An 18,287-nucleotide genomic window follows, 5' to 3' on the forward strand; every position below is an offset into this window, starting at 1 on the left:
ATATGGGGGTGATCTCTTACCCCCATATACTTTTCTGTTTAAAGAGCGAAAAATGTTAAATTATGGAGGTGTTTGTCGATGCTTAAATATATTAGTAAACGTTTGTTGTACATGTTCTTATCGCTTTTCCTTATTGTTTCAGCAACGTTCTTCTTAATGAGAGCAGCACCTGGGGGACCATTCTCAGCAGAGAAAAAGCTTCCGCCAGAAATTGAAGCAAACCTAAATGAATTTTACGGGTTTGACCAACCACTATATGTTCAATACTTCGACTATCTAAAATCTGTTGCAACCCTTGATTTCGGACCATCGTTTAAATACAAGGGCCAAACGGTCAATGATTTAATTAGCAACGGCTTTCCAGTTTCATTTATGCTAGGAATGGAAGCTATTTTATTAGCGCTTGCATTTGGAGTGTTGTTAGGAGTCATTTCCGCTTTAAAACATAATAAATGGCAGGACTACACGGCGATGATTATTGCAGTACTTGGAATATCGGTACCAAGCTTTATCATGGCAACGGCATTACAATATATCTTTGCTATGAAACTAGAATTATTTCCGGTTGCACGTTGGGAATCATGGGCACATACGTTTTTACCAGCCCTCGCTTTAGCATCTACTCCAATGGCGTTTATCGCAAGGTTAACGCGTTCCAGTATGCTTGAAGTTCTAAATAATGATTATATTCGAACAGCAAAAGCAAAAGGTTTAAGTAAACCAGTTATTACGGTGAAGCACGCGATGCGAAATGCAATGTTACCAGTTGTTTCTTACATTGGACCACTGACAGCGGGTATTTTAACAGGAAGTTTCGTTATTGAAAAAATCTTTGGTATTCCAGGCTTAGGTCTTCACTTCGTAACAAGCATTACAAACCGTGACTACACGGTTATCATGGGCGTAACAGTCTTCTATAGTATCTTATTACTAGCGTCTGTTTTAATCGTTGATATTCTATACGGATTAATTGATCCACGTATTAAGCTAAGCGGCGGAAAGAAAGGAGCGTAACGAGCGATGCAACAAATTCCAAAAAATATGTTTGAACCAGCATCAGTTGATGCAAACGAAGCAGAGAAGATTTCAAAGCCTAGTTTATCGTTTTGGAAAGATGTAGGCTTACGCTTTCGAGAAAATAAATTAGCGATGTTTGGTGTTGTATTACTAGCTCTATTAGTTTTCATGGCAATTTTCGGGCCAATGATGACGCCTTATGACTACAAAACAAATGACTTAATGAATACGAACCAACCACCTTCATCGGAACATTGGTTTGGAACAGATGACCTTGGTCGTGACGTGTTTACAAGAACATGGGAAGGTGCACGAATCTCGTTATTTATCGGTTTATCTGCTGCTTTAATCGATTTGTTCATCGGTGTTATTTGGGGAAGCATTTCTGGATACCGCGGTGGACGTACAGATGAAGCAATGATGCGTTTTGCAGATATCTTATACGGTGTTCCATATTTACTTCTTGTTATTCTTTTAATGGTTGTGTTAGAGCAAGGCTTAGGTACAATGATTCTTGCGATGACCATCACTGGATGGATTAACATGGCGCGTATCGTTCGCGGACAAGTACTACAGTTGAAAAACCAAGAGTACGTGATGGCAGCTCAAACGCTTGGAGCCGATACAAAACGAATCCTATTTAAGCACTTAATTCCAAACTCGATGGGACCAATTTTAGTAACAATGACGTTAACAATTCCATCAGCAATTTTTACAGAAGCTTTCTTAAGTTATTTAGGACTAGGTGTTCCCGCACCACTTGCAAGTTGGGGAACAATGGCTTCGGATGGATTACCAGCATTAGAATACTATCCATGGCGTTTATTCTTCCCAGCAACGTTCATTTGCTTAACAATCTTAGCATTTAACGTAATTGGTGACGGACTGCGCGATGCATTAGATCCAAAACTACGTAAGTAAGGAAGTGAAACCTATGTCACGTTTATTAGATGTAAAAGATTTGGAAGTTTCATTCCAAACATACGGTGGAGAAGTTAAAGCTGTGCGAGGTGTTAACTTCCACTTAGATAAGGGTGAAACGCTCGCAATTGTAGGTGAATCGGGCTCAGGGAAAAGTGTAACATCACAAACAATTATGCGCCTTATTCCAATGCCACCAGGTCGAATTAATAAAGGTCAAATTTTATTTGACGGTATTGATCTTGTAAAGAAAACAGATAAGCAGATGGAGGCAATCCGTGGAAAAGATATCGGGATGATTTTCCAAGATCCAATGACATCTTTAAATCCAACGATGAAAGTTGGTAGTCAAATTGCTGAAGTACTTGTTAAGCATTCTAAAATGTCAAAAACACAAGCAAAAGAGCGTGCGATTGAGCTATTAAAGCTTGTTGGTATTCCATTTCCAAATCAGCGTGTTAACCAATATCCTCACGAATTCAGTGGTGGTATGAGACAGCGTGTTGTAATTGCAATGGCATTGGCATCGGATCCAAAGCTATTAATTGCCGATGAGCCAACAACAGCTCTTGACGTAACAATTCAAGCTCAAATTTTAGAATTGATGAAAGATATTCAAAAGAAAACAAATACATCTATTATTTTCATCACGCATGACTTAGGAGTAGTAGCTAACGTTGCGGATCGCGTTGCCGTTATGTATGCCGGTCAAATCGTCGAGACCGGTACAGTGGATGAAGTATTCTATAATCCACAGCATCCTTATACATGGGGACTACTTGCTTCAATGCCTAGCCTTGACAGCGATACAAAAGAAGAGCTGGCTGCAATTCCGGGAACACCGCCAGATTTAACGAATCCACCAAAAGGTGATGCGTTTGCTCCGCGTAATCCATATGCGATGAAAATTGATTTTGAGCAAGAACCACCAATGTTTCAAGTATCGGATACGCATTATGCGAAAACATGGTTATTACATCCAGATGCACCAAAAGTAGAACCGCCAGCATCTGTGACAAGCCGTATGCGTCCAGTAAAAGGAGCTTATACAAAACCAGTTTTATCTCGAAAGGACGGTGAATAAGATGGCTGAAAAGTTACTAGAAATTAAAAATTTAAAGCAGCACTTTCCAACATCAAAAGGAACGATTAAGGCTGTTGATGGTCTGACATTCGACATCTACAAGGGGGAAACATTAGGTCTTGTAGGAGAGTCTGGTTGTGGTAAATCAACAACGGGTCGTACTATTATTCGCCTTTATAACGCAACGGATGGTGAAGTGTTATTTAACGGTGAAAATGTTCACGGTCGTAAGTCAAAGTCTGAACTGAAGAAATTCAACCGTAAAATGCAAATGATTTTCCAAGATCCATACGCATCACTAAATCCACGTATGACGGTAGCTGATATTATTGCAGAAGGAATTGATATTCACGGTTTAGCAAAAAGCAAAGAAGAGCGTATGAAAAAGGTTCAATCCCTTCTTGAAACAGTAGGATTAAACCGAGAGCACGCAAACCGCTACCCACATGAATTCAGTGGTGGCCAACGCCAAAGGATTGGAATTGCTCGCGCACTAGCTGTTGAGCCAGACTTCATTATTGCTGATGAGCCAATCTCAGCACTTGATGTATCAATTCAAGCTCAGGTTGTTAACTTAATGAAGAAGCTACAGCGTGAACGTGGATTAACATACTTATTTATCGCCCATGACCTTTCAATGGTAAAATACATTAGCGATCGTATCGGCGTAATGTATCAAGGTAAAATTGTAGAGCTTGCGACAAGCGAAGAGCTATACCGTAACCCCATTCATCCTTATACAAAAGCATTGCTGTCAGCAATCCCGTTGCCAGATCCGGATAGTGAGCGTACGCGTCTGCGTCAAGTATATGATCCAAGTATTCATAATTACGATGGTGAAGAGCCTGAACTTCGTGAAGTATCACCAGGACACTACGTATCTTGCTCACAAACTGAGTTTGCTAAATACACGAGTTGACAAAAACGATCTCACAAGAGGTCGTTTTTTCTGATTATATAGGACTAGAAAATCATGTCATTTACTCTGACATCTTACTTTAAAAATATTATACATGAAAGTAGGATTAAATACTATTAAAAATTTTCAGAAATTTATAATATCGCTTTCTTTATGCATATAAAACTTCTTAAAATCAATATTTTTCCATTTTTTATTCTATATCTTGTATAAATATAAAAAGTGAACAATTGTTGGATAGTTCCCTTTTAGAAAGATTATAGTTCAGATAGAATATCGATATCTTCACGATTTTTATCTAGTACTAACACTTCGTCAACAGGTTGGTATTTTTCACCATAAATTTCTTTATCTTTGTAAGTATGAATTAATTCATACGTTTTTTTCATGCTGTTTAAAATACTCTCTTCGCTTTCTTCAGTAGGAGACCAGTAGAGGATTTCCATTTGATTGACTTCGTTTGTCGCTAGAGATCGACGTTTGTAACCAATAGAAGTCGCGTGCTTAAAACCTTCTCTTTTGTAGAAGTGAAGACGTTTTTCACTGTCGGAATCAGCATAGTCAACGGGTTCAACTTCTAAAATAATTGGCTTTTGATGATCTTTAAGCTTGTTGATTAATTTTCCACCTAACCCTTGTCCTCGTGCATCCTTTGATACAAATAAGTAATCAACAAAGATAAACTCATCCGTTTCGACATACATCAAGACGTGGTGAGGACCTTCATCTTTGTTGTAAATTTCACTTTGTTCACTTAATAGTAGCTCTAAATGCTTCTTCGATTTCATTTCTTCTATAGGAAAGTATTGACTTAATTTTTCATACCAATTCATAATACCCCTCCTTTGGGACTGAGTGACTCACTTTGTTTTCCTTTTAGAATTACCCGTTTTTCTTTAAAATAAACGACAATAAACATAGAAAAACCACTCATCACGGGGACTAAATTGTTAGCCATCAAAATGAGTGGTTCAAGGGAAGGGGATTAACTTTCTTCAATCAGTTTTTGTTCTTTTTTCGCTTTCTTTTTCAACTTTCGCTTTTCAACTAGATAATAAATGACTGGAATAAAAATGAGCGTAATAATAGTAGCAAAGCTTAGGCCAAATACAATGACAATGGCCATTGGCTGCTGTAGTTCTGTTCCTTCTCCAATACCTAGCGTAAGAGGAATTAAGCCGATAATCGTCGTAAGTGTTGTCATTAAAATCGGACGAAGTCTCGTTGGACCTGCTAGTAAAATCGCTTCTTTTAATTCGTAGCCTTCTTTACGAAGCTGCTGTAAGTAATCGACTAATACAATGGCATTATTTACAACAATACCTGTTAAAATTAAAATTCCAATTAAAGAGCCTACGCCTAAAGGTTGATTGGTAATTAGCAAACCGCTTATGATTCCAATAAAAGTTAGGGGAACGGAAAGCATAATGATAAATGGATACAAGAAAGATTCAAACTGTCCTGCCATTACCATATAAACAAGAACTACTGCTAAAGCAAGTGCAAGTGAAAGCTTATAAAACGCATCATTCATCTGTTCATTCTGACCACCAAATACAATTTTATATTGCTTGTTTGGTAATGAAATTTCGCTTTTTAGCTGCTTTTCAATATCATCTGTAATACTTCCGAGGTCACGTCCAATAATGTCTGCTGTGACACGAATTTCTCGCAATCGATCTTCACGCGTAATTTGCGATGGACCTTGTCCCCTTGATATATCAGCAACCGCTTTTAGCGGAACCGTTGTACCAGTTGGCGATTTAATTAATAAATTTTCTAAGTCAGATGTTGAAGCTGTATCTTTTCGATCAATTAATAAGCGAACGTTTAGCTCTTCACCGTCACGAGCAAGCTGGCTAGCGACAACGCCTTGTGTAGCTTCTGATATCGTGCTGGAGATTTGTGCACTTCCAATTCCGTATTGTGATGCTTTATCACGATTGATTGAAATCACAACTTCAGGATTTCCATCGTTATAGCTTGACTCGGGTTCTCTTACCCCGTCAATTTCAGATAAAATATCGACAGTTTGATCTGAGATTCTCACTAATTCATCCAAATCAGGGCCTGAAATTTCAAGAGATATCGGATCTCCGGTAAAGCCTCCTTCACTAGATGATACGGTTGCATCAACGCTCGGAATGTCGTTAAGCTTATTGCGGATTTCATCAGCTATTTCTTTATCTGAACGATCTCGCTCATCTACAGGTTTTAATAAGATGTTATAAGTAGCCTGATTTGTATTCGATCCAGCGGAGCCTGAAAAGTTATTCGATCCACCTACGGTAACGGATGATAAGTCAACCTCTGGAATATCTTTAAGAATTTCATTAATTTCTTCCGTTTTCTCATAAGTTGCTTCTAAAGCCGTTCCTTGAGGTAGCTTAGCTGTAACAGAAACGGTGCTCTGATCTTGGGCAGGAAGGAATTCTGTTCCGATAAAAGGAATTCCTGCAAAGGATAAAGCAAATAGAAGTAAAACTGCACCAACTGTTTTTTTTCGGATGGCGTAGAGCGGTGTCTAATCTTCGTTTATAAAAATGCTTTACTTTACCAAACAACTTTCCATCTGTATTACTTTGCTCTTTTTCACGTGTCGATAACTTAAGGAACAGTGAAGAAAACAGAGGTACAATGATTAAAGCTGTAAATAAAGACGCAAGCAATGAAAAGCTGATAACTAAAGCTAACGGCTTAAAGAGCTGCGCAGCCAGTCCATCTACGAATACTATTGGAAGAAAGACAACAACAGTTGTTAGAGTGGAAGCAATGATTGCTGTCCCAACTTGATTTGTTCCTTTAATAGCTGCATCTTTCTTTGATAACCCTTGCTTTCGAAGTCGGAAAATATTCTCAAGAATAACGATGGCATTATCTACCATCATCCCAATTCCAAGTGCTAGTCCACCTAATGTGAGTAAGTTAAGCGTTTGACCGCTAAAGTACATAAATACAAAGGTTGTGACAATTGAAAGTGGAATTGCAAGACCAATAATAATGGTACTACGAAGATTTCGTAGAAATAGGTAAAGGATAATTGATGCTAAAATGCTTCCGACAATCATGTTGGACGTTACGGATTTAATGGACTGATTAATAAAATCACTCTGATCCAAAATCGTATCTATTTTTACACCTTCAGGAAGCGTTTGATTTAACTCTTTCAGCCTGTCATCAATTTCATTTGCTACGGAAACAGTATTTGCCCCTGATTGTTTTAAGACAGAGATTCCAACAGCTTCTTTTCCATTTAGGTAGCTCAGTTGGTCAGCGTCTGCATAAGCTTCTTTTATCTCTGCTAAATTTTCGAGCTTAATAACACCAGACTGTGTAGGAATCGGGAGCTCTTTAATATCTTCAATTGAAGTAAATTGTCCCGTAATCCTTATTGGTAAGTTTTGATTTTGATCTTGAACATTTCCAGCAGGTAAGTTTAAATTTTCTGATCCGATAATTTGTTGAAGGTCTTGTAACGTTAAGTTATAAGAAGACATTTTTTGCTGATCAAGCGTTAGTAAGATTTCTTTTTCCGCTCCACCCGATACCGTAACGGAAGCAACACCATCAGCACCATCTAGAGCAGCTTTAATATCTTCTTCTGCAATTTGTTTTAAATCTTCTAGAATTTGCTCATTTTCACTTGTTAATGAGAGCTGAACAATCGGTAGATCACTTGGGTCAAAGCGCATGACTCGCGGTAGGGAAGCACCTTCAGGTAGAGCTTCGCGTGCCATGTCGATTCGCTCGCGCATATTTAACGTAGCGAAGTTCATATCGGTTCCCCACGTAAACGAAACAAGCACGAGTACGCCACCGTTTTGAGAGACAGATCGTACGCTTTCAACATTAGGCAGCGTACTCATAGAACTTTCAAGTGGTTCTGCAAGCAGGTTTTCAATTTCTTTTGGACCTGCTCCGTCATATGTAGCTGTAACGGCAGCTACGGGAAACGTTAATTCAGGAAATAAATCAACGGGCATGTTTCTTCCACTAACGCCTCCAAGAATGAGAAGAAGAACAAGAACCATTGACATGGCAACAGGGCGAAGAACGGATAGCTTAACTATTTTCATCTTGTTTTTCACTCGCTCGTTGCTTTACTTCATTGCCGTCTTGTATCTGATCTTTTCCATCAGTCACAATGACATCATCTGCTTTTAGACCATCGACAACTTGATACTGGTCGTCATTTGCAAATCCTAATGTGATAGGAGTCTTAACTGCTTTCTTCCCATTAACAATATATACATACGCTTGCTCTTCATCGTACGAGATGGCGCTGGATGGAATGACTAACGCATCTGATAAAGAATCAATTGTTACTTCTCCAGTTGCTTTCATGCCACCTTTTACTTGACTCTTTGCATTTTCAATAGGTGCTTTTACTGTGAACAGTCCAGTTTCAGGATTGGCGGTAGGAGACACGGTTGAAATTTTACTAGTAAATTCTTGTGTTACCCCGTCAAATGTAAGTTTAATTTGGTTTCCAGCTTTTAATTGTGATACTTGATAGCTGTTAACTTGAAAGGTAGCATCCACATTGGATTGATCAATGACCGTCATAAGTGGAGTACTAGGAGCGGCAATTCCATTTTCAACAGCACTGACATCCGCAATCGTTCCGCTTATTGGAGCAGTTAGACGAGTAGATGCAACAATCTGCTCAGCCTGAGCAACTGCTTGGTTTGCTTGTTGTTGTTGCTGCTTTAACTGCGGAAGCATATCAGGAGTTAATGAAATCTGTGACAGAGACTTTTGAGCTAACTTTGCTTGATTTAATGAAATTTCGAGTCCGCTTTGCACTAAATCAGAAGAGGTTACATCTCCATTTTGAGCTTCCTCTAGCAAAGATTCTGATTTGTTCATTGAAGCTTCAAGTTCCTTTTGAGCCTGTTGAATTTCTTGGGATTGATCAGGCGTAGCTTTTGCTTCTGCTTCTTTAACCGCTTTACTAATATCAGCAGCCGCTTGTCTAGCTTCATTAAGCTGTTTAGTTGCTTCGGAAGCATCTAAAGACACAAGCAAATCACCTTTTTGGACAGTATCACCTACTTTAACATGGACTTTTTCTACGTTTAAGGGGTTTGCCGTTACAATAGGGACTTGTTTTGAAGGCATCGCTACTCCCGATAGTTCAGTGGTGTTAACCAAGTCACTTTTTGAAACTTTTGCTGTTTCTACTACCGGTACGTTATCTTTCGTGTCTTCGGTAGTAATTTCTTGCGGAGCACAAGCGGCTAATAATAAAACAGTCGCAACAGCGCTAAGCTGCAAGATTTTCATGTGTGAATCACCTCGTTGGCCTAAATTTCTTCATAATAAACTACATCGTCTCAGTTTGCCTATTATCTTTTATAAAATTATGATTTTTTTTGACAAAAGTCATGCAAAAATTGACGAATACCTATCTTTTAATATACACGTATCTTCCTATTATTTCGCCTAATAAGGTGCTCATCTAAGAAAAAATCCAAACTGTTGATCTTTGATGAAAAAAAACAAATAAAAGTTTGACAAAAAAGTGAACAAATAAAAAATTTGAAACTTAATTTGATGTTTAAACGTATTAGTAGTGTGGTAAATAATTAGTGACAGATTTTAAAAATGGTTTTGCACAATAAAATAAGGATACCATTTCAATAAAAATTGTAGTATAATGCAAAATAGATATTATCTTATTTAAAGTAATTATAAAATAATATCGATTTTCATTATCAGTCATTAACTATTTACAATCGTTAACTTTTCATAAAAACAGCACGATGTTAGTATAAAGAAAAATAACTTATGGCTAAGATTTTTTGCCCATTATGACCGATTATGATAGAAGGAGTGAAGGATTAAATGGTTACATTATATACATCACCAAGTTGTACGTCTTGTCGAAAAGCGAAAGCATGGTTAGAAGAAAATGAAATTGCATATGTAGAACGAAATATCTTTTCAGAGCCTTTATCAATTGATGAAATTAAACAAATTTTACGAATGACTGAAGATGGAACAGATGAAATTATTTCAACGCGTTCTAAGACATTCCGAAAATTAGATGTTCAAGTAGACGCAATGCCTCTTCAAGATTTATATGAACTAATTCAACAAAATCCAGGCTTATTACGTCGCCCGATCATCATTGATGAAAAGCGCCTTCAAGTTGGATATAACGAAGATGAAATTCGCCGTTTCTTACCTCGTAAAGTTCGTACTTTCCAACTTCGTGAAGCTCAACGCCTTGTTAATGGTTAAATAGAACATTAGATATAATATAAAAGCCTTCATGTATAAGGGACTGACCCCTGTTTTTGAGACAGGAATCAAAACACCTTTTAAACAACCCGTTTTCTGTATTGTACAGGAGACTGGTTGTTTAATTTTGTTTGAATACGGGCATGGTTATAATACGTAATATAGCTTTTGACGGTTTGCTCTATGATGGTAGTCGTAGTGTATGTCAACTCGTCAAGGTAGAACGTTTCAGACTTTAGTGAGGAATGAAACGATTCAATTGAGGCATTATCTGCAGGCGTCCCTTTTCGGGACATACTCATGATAATGCCTTTCTCTTTAATTGTTTGTTGATAAGCATACGATGTGTACACAGAGCCTTGATCACTATGCAACGTGCACCCTTCCGGTAGAGAAGGGAGTTGGTTAAGCGTGTCTAAAACAAACGCGACATTTTGACAATCACCAATGGAATACGCAATAATTTCTCCGTTAAATAAATCTTGAATACTTGAAAGATACAATGGTTTCGGCCCAAAAGGCAAGTACGTAATATCGGTCACAAGCTTTTGAAGAGGGCGTTCAGCTCGAAAGTCACGATTTAATACATTCTCTGCAACCTGATAAGGTTGCCCTGTTCGCTGCCGTTTCTTCCGTTTAACGCGACATTGCCAACCGTATTTCTGCATGGTACGCTGCACAAACTTGTGGTTAATCTTCATGGTTCGCTTGAGTACAGCTGTGATCTTCCGATAGCCATATCGAAACTTGTGTGCACGACATTGTTCACCCACTTGCTGTTCCATCCATTTCTTTCGTGTATCCTGTTGACTATGCTGCTTCCAACGGTAGTAAGTGGACCGAGGAATACCAAGATGGAAACAGATTTGATAAATAGGGATTTGTTCTTTTAACTCTTCCACTAGGTTCACTGCGATTTCTGGTACCACTTCCTTTCCAATTCCTTGTACTTTTTTAAAATCTCGATTTGTTGCTTTAATTGTCGGTTCTCAGTCTTTAACTTAGCTGTCTCGTTTTCAAAATCAGGACCTTTTCCATAGGCATATTGCTTGCCTACTGGCTGTTCCAACCGGTGTACATCCCCATTTTGATACCACTTCATCCATGTTTTTAATTGGGTAGGATTCCGAATGTTTAGTTGTGATAAGACTTCTTTTACAGGTACACCGGCTAACCTCATTTCAATCGCTTTTAACTTTATTTCGACTGGATAACTGACTCTTGTTCCCATAGAAAAAACACCTCCAAGTGATTGTTAGGTACTACATACCCAGTTTTCAACTTAAAGGTGTTTTTTATTTGTCTCACTTTATGGGGTCAGTCCCATAACATGAAGGCTTTCTTGCTCCTATATTAGGCTTATTGTGAGCGAAATTTATTAATTAATAGTCCGCTCGCTAAGACCAAGATGACAGTGATGACTGGAATTGATGTTTCAAGCGTATGATTATTGGCGAAGAAGCCGTGTAGGTTCTTTTCGTGTCGAATCATATTTCCTGCTGTGTAAGCTAGAATACCCGCTCCTGCATAAATAAGTAGAGGAAAACGTTCCATTAAGTATAGGATAAGCTTACTTCCCCATACAATAATAGGAATAGAAACGAAAAGACCAATAATCACCAGTAAGATATTCCCATGAGCTGCACCAGCTACGGCGATGACGTTGTCTAAGCCCATGACAAGGTCAGCAAATACAATGGTGCGAACCGCAGCGCCTAATGTAGCACTTGCCTTAATATTGGAGGATTCGTCTTCATTTGAAACGAGCAGCTTAAATGCAATGACTACTAATAAAATTCCACCAATTAGTTGTAAATAAGGAATAGTTAATAAATAAACAGCTAAAATAGTAAGTAAAATACGAACTACAACAGCTAGCCCTGTACCAAGAACGATTGCTTTGTTGCGCTGTTTCTCAGGGAGGTTTCGGCTAGCAAGGGCAATTACAATTGCATTGTCTCCACCTAGTACGATATCAATACCGATAATGAGTAGGATGGAGGTGAGTAGTTCCAAGTCCAATATACGTCGCCCCCCGATTTGTGTAACAGTTTGTACTATTACGCAGTATTGAGCCTTCAGTCGTATCATGTTAAGGTTGCACCGGCTCGCATGGTTAACAGAGTGTTTTATTTCCCTTCCATAGGATTTTATCATAGAATGGATATATGAGGTGTACAGAAAGATTCTATGCTTGTTTACGTGGAGTTAGAATACTTTACAAATTTGTAAAGTCCATGTAGTATTGCTTTAACATAAAGGAAAATAGTCCTTATTTCGTTAAGGTAATGAGAAAGAAAGACCGTATTGCCTTCACTGATTTTTCCGAAGGGAGAGATGATAATGGAAATCGAACGCATTAATGAAAATACGGTAAAATTTTTTGTCACATACGTTGATATTGAAGAACGAGGATTTGACCGAAATGAAATTTGGTTTAGCAGAGAACGAAGCGAGGAACTGTTTTGGGAGATGATGGATGAAATTCATCAAGAAGAAGAGTTCGTAGCAGAAGGTCCGCTTTGGATTCAGGTACATGCGCTTGAAAAAGGCTTAGAAGTTATTGTAACAAGAGCTCAAATTTCAAAAGATGGTCAAAAATTCGAAGTACCAGTTGGCGAAAATGATAAAATTGATATCCCTGTAGACGGAAAAGTTGAAGCGCTGTTAGATCAGCATCAAGCCAACCAAAAGAAAAAGGATGAGCTTGAAGAGGATGTCATTGAAGATGAAGGCCTGCATTTTGTGGCTCATTTCCGTGACTTAGAAGATTTAATCATGTTAAGCCACCATCTAGAATTAGATGAGCTAATCAATCATATGTATGTGTTTGAAGGCAAATATTATTTATATGTAGAATTTACAGATGATGAAGACTTCGTCACTGAGATTGATAATATATTAAGCATTATTTTAGAGTATGGAAACGAGTCTCATTTAACTGTGCACCGTTTAATGGAATATGGAAAGCAGTTAATGAGCGATAATGCATTAGAACAATTAAAGGCTCATTTTCCGTTAAGATAAAAGTGGCCGATTTCATGTATGTGAAATCGGTCTTTATTATGAACGAACAGCATGTTCATTAGTAGGATAGGTGAATAAAATTGAAAAATCGTTTACAGCTACTTGTGTTTATTGCAGGTCTTGTTGTCGTTCTTGTTTTGACAAAAGAGTATTTGAGTGGTCAAATTATTGGGATTCTGAGCTTGCTGATTACCATTAGCGTGATCTTTATTGGATTAGTTATTTCACTTGAAAATCGTCACCCAACCCAAACGTTAACATGGCTTGTCGTTTTAGGAAGTTTTCCTGTTGTCGGCTTTTTCTTTTATCTACTGTTTGGGCGAAACATTCGAAAGAGACGATTGTTTGCAAAAAAAGCGAAGCTAGATGAGCAGGTTTTATTGAAGATGGAAAGAGATTCTTCAATCTTTGATGAGCAGGTTGAGCGCTTTGGTGAAAAACGTAAACAGTTATTAACATTAGCTACTCAGCTCGGGAAAGCTCCCGTTTCATTTGCGTCTGATACGCGAGCACTCACGAATGGTGACGAAACATTTGATGAAATACTTGAAGCTCTCCAGCATGCGCGTCACCATATTCATATGGAATATTACATTGTCAGACATGATGACCTAGGACAAAAAATTAAAGATATTTTGATTGAAAAAGTACAAGAGGGTATTTATGTGCGCTTTTTGTACGACGCCGTTGGAAGTTTTAAGCTTTCTAAGCACTACATTCACGAAATGCGAGAAGCAGGCGTAGAAATGGTACCATTTTTACCTGTTCGCTTGCCGCTGTTAAACAATAAAATTAACTTTCGAAACCACCGTAAAATTGTAGTGATAGACGGAACGATTGGATTTGTCGGAGGGTTAAATATTGGGGATGAATATCTTGGTCAAAGTCGACACTTTGGCTTTTGGCGTGACACGCATCTTCAGGTTCGTGGCGAAGCGGTGCGCTCTTTACAACTAATTTTCTTACAGGACTGGTATTATATGACGGGTCAAACGCTGTTAACCCAAACCTATTTGTCACCAGACTTAATTGATGTTGATGAGGAGAGCTGCGGGGGAGTTCAAATGATTGCTGGAGGTCCGGACCGAGAATGGGAAGTTATTAAACACTTATTTTTCTCCATGATTACGTCAGCGCGAGAATCAATTTGGATTGCATCACCGTATTTTATTCCTGATGAAGATATCTTCACAGCGCTGAAAGTAGCAGCGCTTAGCGGAGTAGACGTTAGGTTACTTGTACCAAAAAAACCAGATAAAAAAATCGTTTTTCATGCTTCACGCTCTTACTTTCCAGAGTTACTAGCAGCAGGAGTGAAAGTGTATGAATACGAAAAAGGCTTCATGCACAGTAAAATTGTGATTGTGGATAAAGAAATTGCATCGATTGGTACTGCCAACATGGATATGAGAAGCTTTCATTTAAACTTTGAAGTGAATGCTTTTCTTTATAAAACAGCAAGTACTCAAAAGCTCGTTTATGAGTATATGCAGGACTTAGAGGTGTCTTCGTCACTTCATTTAGATCAATTTCAAAAGCGTCCCATCTTGCAGAGAGTTTTCGAGTCAACATCTCGATTATTATCACCTCTACTCTAAGAAAGACTGAGACATAAGTAATTCAGCCTCTACTATACCTGAACGATTGAGAGTTCATAACTTTTAATCGTTCAGGTTTTTTGGTTGATTGTGAAAACAATGTTGGAAACAGGGTGGAATGGAGCGTAGGACACTCGACTCCTGCGGGAAAGAGATGGGAACAGCTAGTGTTCGTCTTTTAGAAGCCATCATTTTGTTATGTCTCAAACTCTTTTTACAAAAAGAAGGGATTTGCTAACCTTTAACGAATATACAGTAAGAATTCAATAAGGAAGGAGTGTTAGCCATTGCTCGTCGCAAAAACAGTCCATAATCGCTTGGTTTCATTAGCCAGTGGCTTTACAGAGGCAGAGCTTCGGCGTTTGCAAAAAACGGGGTCTTTTTATTGTCCAGCTTGTAATGAATCTGTTGTGCTTCGCGTAGGAGTAAAGCGCTGTTCCCATTTTGCGCATCGAAAAAAAGAGTGTACAGTTGACCAGGAAGGAGAGAGCGATTATCACGTAACAGGAAAGCTCCAGCTGTTTCGTTGGTTACAAACTCATACCTCAGCTCAGTTAGAGCATTACTTGCCTCAAATCCAACAACGTCCAGATTTGTTTGTTGAAGTAGGAAAAGCAGCTTATGCATTTGAATTTCAGTGTGCTTCATTGTCTACTGAAGCGTTCGTTCAGCGAACAAGCGGCTATAGAAAGCAAGGGTATCACCCTTTTTGGATAATGGGCGCAAAGCGATTAAAACGCTTAGGTACCTCACTTTTTCGCCTATCTCCTCAAGAATGGCAGTACCTCACTCTCACCGACCAATCGCCAACTCTTTATTATTTTTCACCCTTCACAAATGAGTTAATCAAACTTGAGCATATCATTCCGTTTTCCTCCCAAATTGCTTTTGCTGAATTGAAAATTCTCACACCTAGTTCTCATACATTTTCAGAATGGCTTACTTTGCATACGTCTCCTTCTTATCATGAAGGGTGGATTCAAAAAAAGAGGAACTTCCGTACAACATACATGCTATATCCGGGCTTACAATATAAACATTTTTTAGAAAAGCTCTATACCCTTCAAATTCCACCCACTCATTTTCCTTCTGAAGCCGGTTTTCCAATTCCTTCTGCTTTTATGATTGAAACACCGGCTGTCATATGGCAAACTTGGCTATTGCTTGATATCATGCAAGTGAAAAAGGTAGGAGAAATAGTGAATCTTAAGCAGCTATATATGCAGTTTAGCGCTCGGGTTCGCCAAAAGTTAATTAAATTACGATATGTTCCGTTCATGCAGTCTACAATTGAAAAGCCGCTGTTAGAGTACGTAGAAGTACTATGCAAGCTAAAATTCTTTTCTCCTGTTACGTATGACTCTTATCGAATCGAGAGAGGGTATACAGTTCCTATGCTCAGCTCAGATGCATTCTTAGAAGATGGGTTATTAATGAAAAAATGGTTAGACCAAGCAAAAGAAGTGACACGTTAGCAGAAAATAAGTACGCTTAAATAGAAGCACTGTTTGGGCGTACTTACAGGCTGACTAATTTTTGAAAAGCCACATACAATAAAAAAGGATTCGTCTTCTATATAGCGAAATTAGTAACAGAGACGGAGTAAAAGATGAAAGGGTGTTAATATGAGTGAACAATCCACGGTGAAAAAGCTGCCAAATCGCAGTGAAATTAAAGTAGAAGATACATGGAGATTAGAAGATATTTTTGAAACGGATGAAGCGTGGGAGAAAGAATTTCAAGCTGTTAAAGCCTTAGTTCCGGAAATGGAACAATATCGCGGCAAGCTTGGAGAATCAGCAGACATGCTTTTTAAAGCACTTCAGCAGCAAGATGAACTAACAATGCGGGTCAGCAAGCTTTATACATATGCACATATGAGGTATGACCAAGATACAACGAACTCATTCTATCAAGGATTAAATGATCGAATTAAAATGTTGTATACAGAAATTGCGAGTGCGTTATCTTACGTCACGCCTGAACTATTAGCAGTAGATGAGGAAACGCTAAAACAATATTTAAAAGATAGCAAGGATTTACAGCTATATGCACATGCGCTGGATGAAGTGAATCGTGAGCGTCCTCATATCCTTTCTGAGAGTGAAGAAGCTATTCTAGCACAGGCATCTGAAGCGCTAGGAGCATCAAGTAATACGTTCGGTATGCTGAATAATGCTGATTTAGAGTTTCCATCCATTAAAGATGAAAACGGGGAAGAAGTGGAGATTACCCACGGTCGTTATATTCGGTTTTTAGAAAGCAGTGATCGACGCGTTAGAGAAGAAGCGTTTAAAGCCGTCTATGATACGTATGGAAAGTTTAAAAATACATTTGCGAGTACTCTTAGCGGAACGGTTAAAAAAGATAACTTTAGCGCTAAGGTCCGTAACTACGAATCAGCTCGCCATGCAGCTCTAAGCGCAAACAATATTCCAGAAGAGGTATATGATAATTTAGTTGCAACGGTAAACGAATATCTGCCTCTATTACAGCGCTATATTGACCTACGAAAGAAAGTGTTAGGTGTTGATGAGCTTCACATGTATGATCTGTATACACCGCTTGTGCAAGACGTCAAAATGGAAATACCATATAGCGAAGCAAAAGATTATTTATTAAAAGGTTTGGCGCCGCTTGGAGAAGAGTACATTTCCATTTTAAAAGAAGGATTTGAAAATCGCTGGGTTGATGTGCACGAAAACAAAGGAAAGCGAAGCGGTGCTTATTCTTCTGGAACATATGGAACAAATCCATATATTTTAATGAACTGGCAGGACAATGTGAACAATCTTTTCACATTAGCTCATGAGTTTGGTCACTCAGTGCACAGTTACTATACGCGTAAAGAACAGCCTTACCCATACGGTGATTATTCAATCTTTGTCGCTGAAGTCGCATCTACGTGTAACGAAGCCCTATTAAATGATTATTTATTGAAAACAATCGACGATGAAAAGAAACGATTATACTTATTAAATCATTATTTAGAAGGCTTCCGCGGTACCGTGTTCCGTCAAACGATGTTTGCTGAATTTGAGCATGAAATTCACGTTCGGGCTCAAAATGGTGAACCGCTAACACCAGAGCTGCTAACAAAGTTATACTATGATTTAAATAAAAAGTACTTTGGTGATAATTTAGTCATTGATGAAGAGATTGGCTTAGAGTGGGCAAGAATTCCACATTTCTACTATAATTATTATGTGTATCAATACGCAACAGGCTTCAGCGCAGCTGCAGCGCTAAGTAAGCAAATTCTTGAAGAAGGAGACGCGGCTGTTGAGCGTTACCTTGGCTTCTTAAAAGCTGGAAGCTCTGATTATCCAATCGAAGTGTTAAAACGCGCAGGAGTGGATATGACAACTGCTGAACCAATCAAAGAAGCATTAGAAGTGTTTAAAGAAAAGCTTGAAGAGATGGAACGTTTGTTAGAGAAAAACTAAGTTTAAATAAACAAAGCTTTGCGCATCCG

At 38.4% G+C, this 18,287-nt stretch carries 15 protein-coding genes; 9 read left to right on the plus strand and 6 right to left on the minus strand.

Annotation, left to right across the window (positions count from 1 at the left end; all coding sequences use genetic code 11):
- Positions 1–78 precede the first annotated feature (78 nt).
- From MKZ18_RS04145 to MKZ18_RS04160, 4 genes are read left to right on the plus strand one after another with little or no spacing between them, the layout of a single operon-like run.
- Positions 79–1,014 carry an ABC transporter permease gene (locus tag MKZ18_RS04145; RefSeq protein ID WP_025908153.1) on the plus strand — a complete coding sequence of 312 codons (936 nt, stop codon included), beginning with the start codon at positions 79–81 and terminating at the stop codon, positions 1,012–1,014.
- Positions 1,015–1,020: 6 nt separating this feature from the next.
- Positions 1,021–1,938, plus strand: a complete 918-nt coding sequence (locus tag MKZ18_RS04150; RefSeq protein ID WP_025908152.1) for an ABC transporter permease — start codon at positions 1,021–1,023, stop codon at positions 1,936–1,938.
- A 13-nt stretch (positions 1,939–1,951) separates the two neighbouring features.
- On the plus strand, positions 1,952–3,022 hold the full coding sequence (locus tag MKZ18_RS04155) for an ABC transporter ATP-binding protein (protein ID WP_025908151.1): 1,071 nt from the start codon (positions 1,952–1,954) through the stop codon (positions 3,020–3,022).
- A 1-nt stretch (position 3,023) separates the two neighbouring features.
- Positions 3,024–3,941 (plus strand): ABC transporter ATP-binding protein, encoded by a 918-nt coding sequence (locus MKZ18_RS04160; RefSeq protein ID WP_340842922.1) that lies wholly within the window; start codon positions 3,024–3,026, stop codon positions 3,939–3,941.
- Between the two features lie 257 nt (positions 3,942–4,198).
- On the opposite strand, the gene MKZ18_RS04165 is transcribed toward MKZ18_RS04160, so the two are convergent.
- The 4 genes from MKZ18_RS04165 to MKZ18_RS04180 form a co-directional block, all read right to left on the minus strand.
- Positions 4,199–4,774, minus strand: a complete 576-nt coding sequence (locus MKZ18_RS04165; protein ID WP_061785444.1) for a GNAT family N-acetyltransferase — start codon at positions 4,772–4,774, stop codon at positions 4,199–4,201.
- A 152-nt stretch (positions 4,775–4,926) separates the two neighbouring features.
- On the minus strand, positions 4,927–6,393 hold the full coding sequence (locus MKZ18_RS04170) for an efflux RND transporter permease subunit (protein WP_341344602.1): 1,467 nt from the start codon (positions 6,391–6,393) through the stop codon (positions 4,927–4,929).
- Positions 6,329–8,017: an efflux RND transporter permease subunit gene (locus tag MKZ18_RS04175; protein WP_341344498.1), complete on the minus strand. Its 1,689-nt coding sequence runs from the start codon at positions 8,015–8,017 to the stop codon at positions 6,329–6,331. The genes MKZ18_RS04170 and MKZ18_RS04175 overlap by 65 nt, the downstream gene beginning before the upstream one ends.
- Entirely contained in the window at positions 8,004–9,227 is a 1,224-nt protein-coding gene (locus MKZ18_RS04180; RefSeq protein WP_025908147.1) for an efflux RND transporter periplasmic adaptor subunit, read from the minus strand. The genes MKZ18_RS04175 and MKZ18_RS04180 overlap by 14 nt, the downstream gene beginning before the upstream one ends.
- 561 nt (positions 9,228–9,788) lie before the next feature.
- Between MKZ18_RS04180 and spxA the strand changes: the two genes are divergently transcribed.
- A complete protein-coding gene (spxA, locus tag MKZ18_RS04185; RefSeq protein WP_341344499.1) occupies positions 9,789–10,187 on the plus strand; it encodes a transcriptional regulator SpxA in 399 nt (132 codons plus the stop codon).
- Between the two features lie 80 nt (positions 10,188–10,267).
- On the opposite strand, the gene MKZ18_RS04190 is transcribed toward spxA, so the two are convergent.
- Positions 10,268–11,418, minus strand: a protein-coding gene (locus MKZ18_RS04190) for an IS3 family transposase (RefSeq protein ID WP_206833833.1) whose coding sequence is annotated in 2 segments (ribosomal slippage) — positions 10,268–11,145 and positions 11,145–11,418 — 1,152 coding nt in all. Because the reading frame shifts where the segments join, the coding sequence is not laid out codon by codon here.
- A 128-nt stretch (positions 11,419–11,546) separates the two neighbouring features.
- Complete coding sequence (locus MKZ18_RS04195) at positions 11,547–12,209, minus strand: TerC family protein (protein WP_025908145.1); 663 nt, start codon at positions 12,207–12,209, stop codon at positions 11,547–11,549.
- A 321-nt stretch (positions 12,210–12,530) separates the two neighbouring features.
- Here MKZ18_RS04195 and mecA point away from each other — a divergent pair, with 321 nt between their 5' ends.
- The 4 genes from mecA (at position 12,531) to pepF (ending at position 18,258) form a co-directional block, all read left to right on the plus strand.
- A complete protein-coding gene (mecA, locus tag MKZ18_RS04200) occupies positions 12,531–13,214 on the plus strand; it encodes an adaptor protein MecA (RefSeq protein ID WP_061785448.1) in 684 nt (227 codons plus the stop codon).
- Between the two features lie 80 nt (positions 13,215–13,294).
- A complete protein-coding gene (cls, locus tag MKZ18_RS04205) occupies positions 13,295–14,812 on the plus strand; it encodes a cardiolipin synthase (protein ID WP_025908143.1) in 1,518 nt (505 codons plus the stop codon).
- Between the two features lie 287 nt (positions 14,813–15,099).
- Positions 15,100–16,287 (plus strand): competence protein CoiA, encoded by a 1,188-nt coding sequence (locus MKZ18_RS04210; RefSeq protein ID WP_340842921.1) that lies wholly within the window; start codon positions 15,100–15,102, stop codon positions 16,285–16,287.
- Between the two features lie 150 nt (positions 16,288–16,437).
- Positions 16,438–18,258 carry an oligoendopeptidase F gene (pepF, locus tag MKZ18_RS04215; RefSeq protein ID WP_078990186.1) on the plus strand — a complete coding sequence of 607 codons (1,821 nt, stop codon included), beginning with the start codon at positions 16,438–16,440 and terminating at the stop codon, positions 18,256–18,258.
- Positions 18,259–18,287: the final 29 nt, after the last annotated feature.

The sequence above is a fragment of the Priestia sp. FSL W8-0001 genome (genome assembly GCF_038050335.1).
Classification (GTDB): Bacteria; Bacillota; Bacilli; order Bacillales; family Bacillaceae_H; genus Priestia; species Priestia flexa.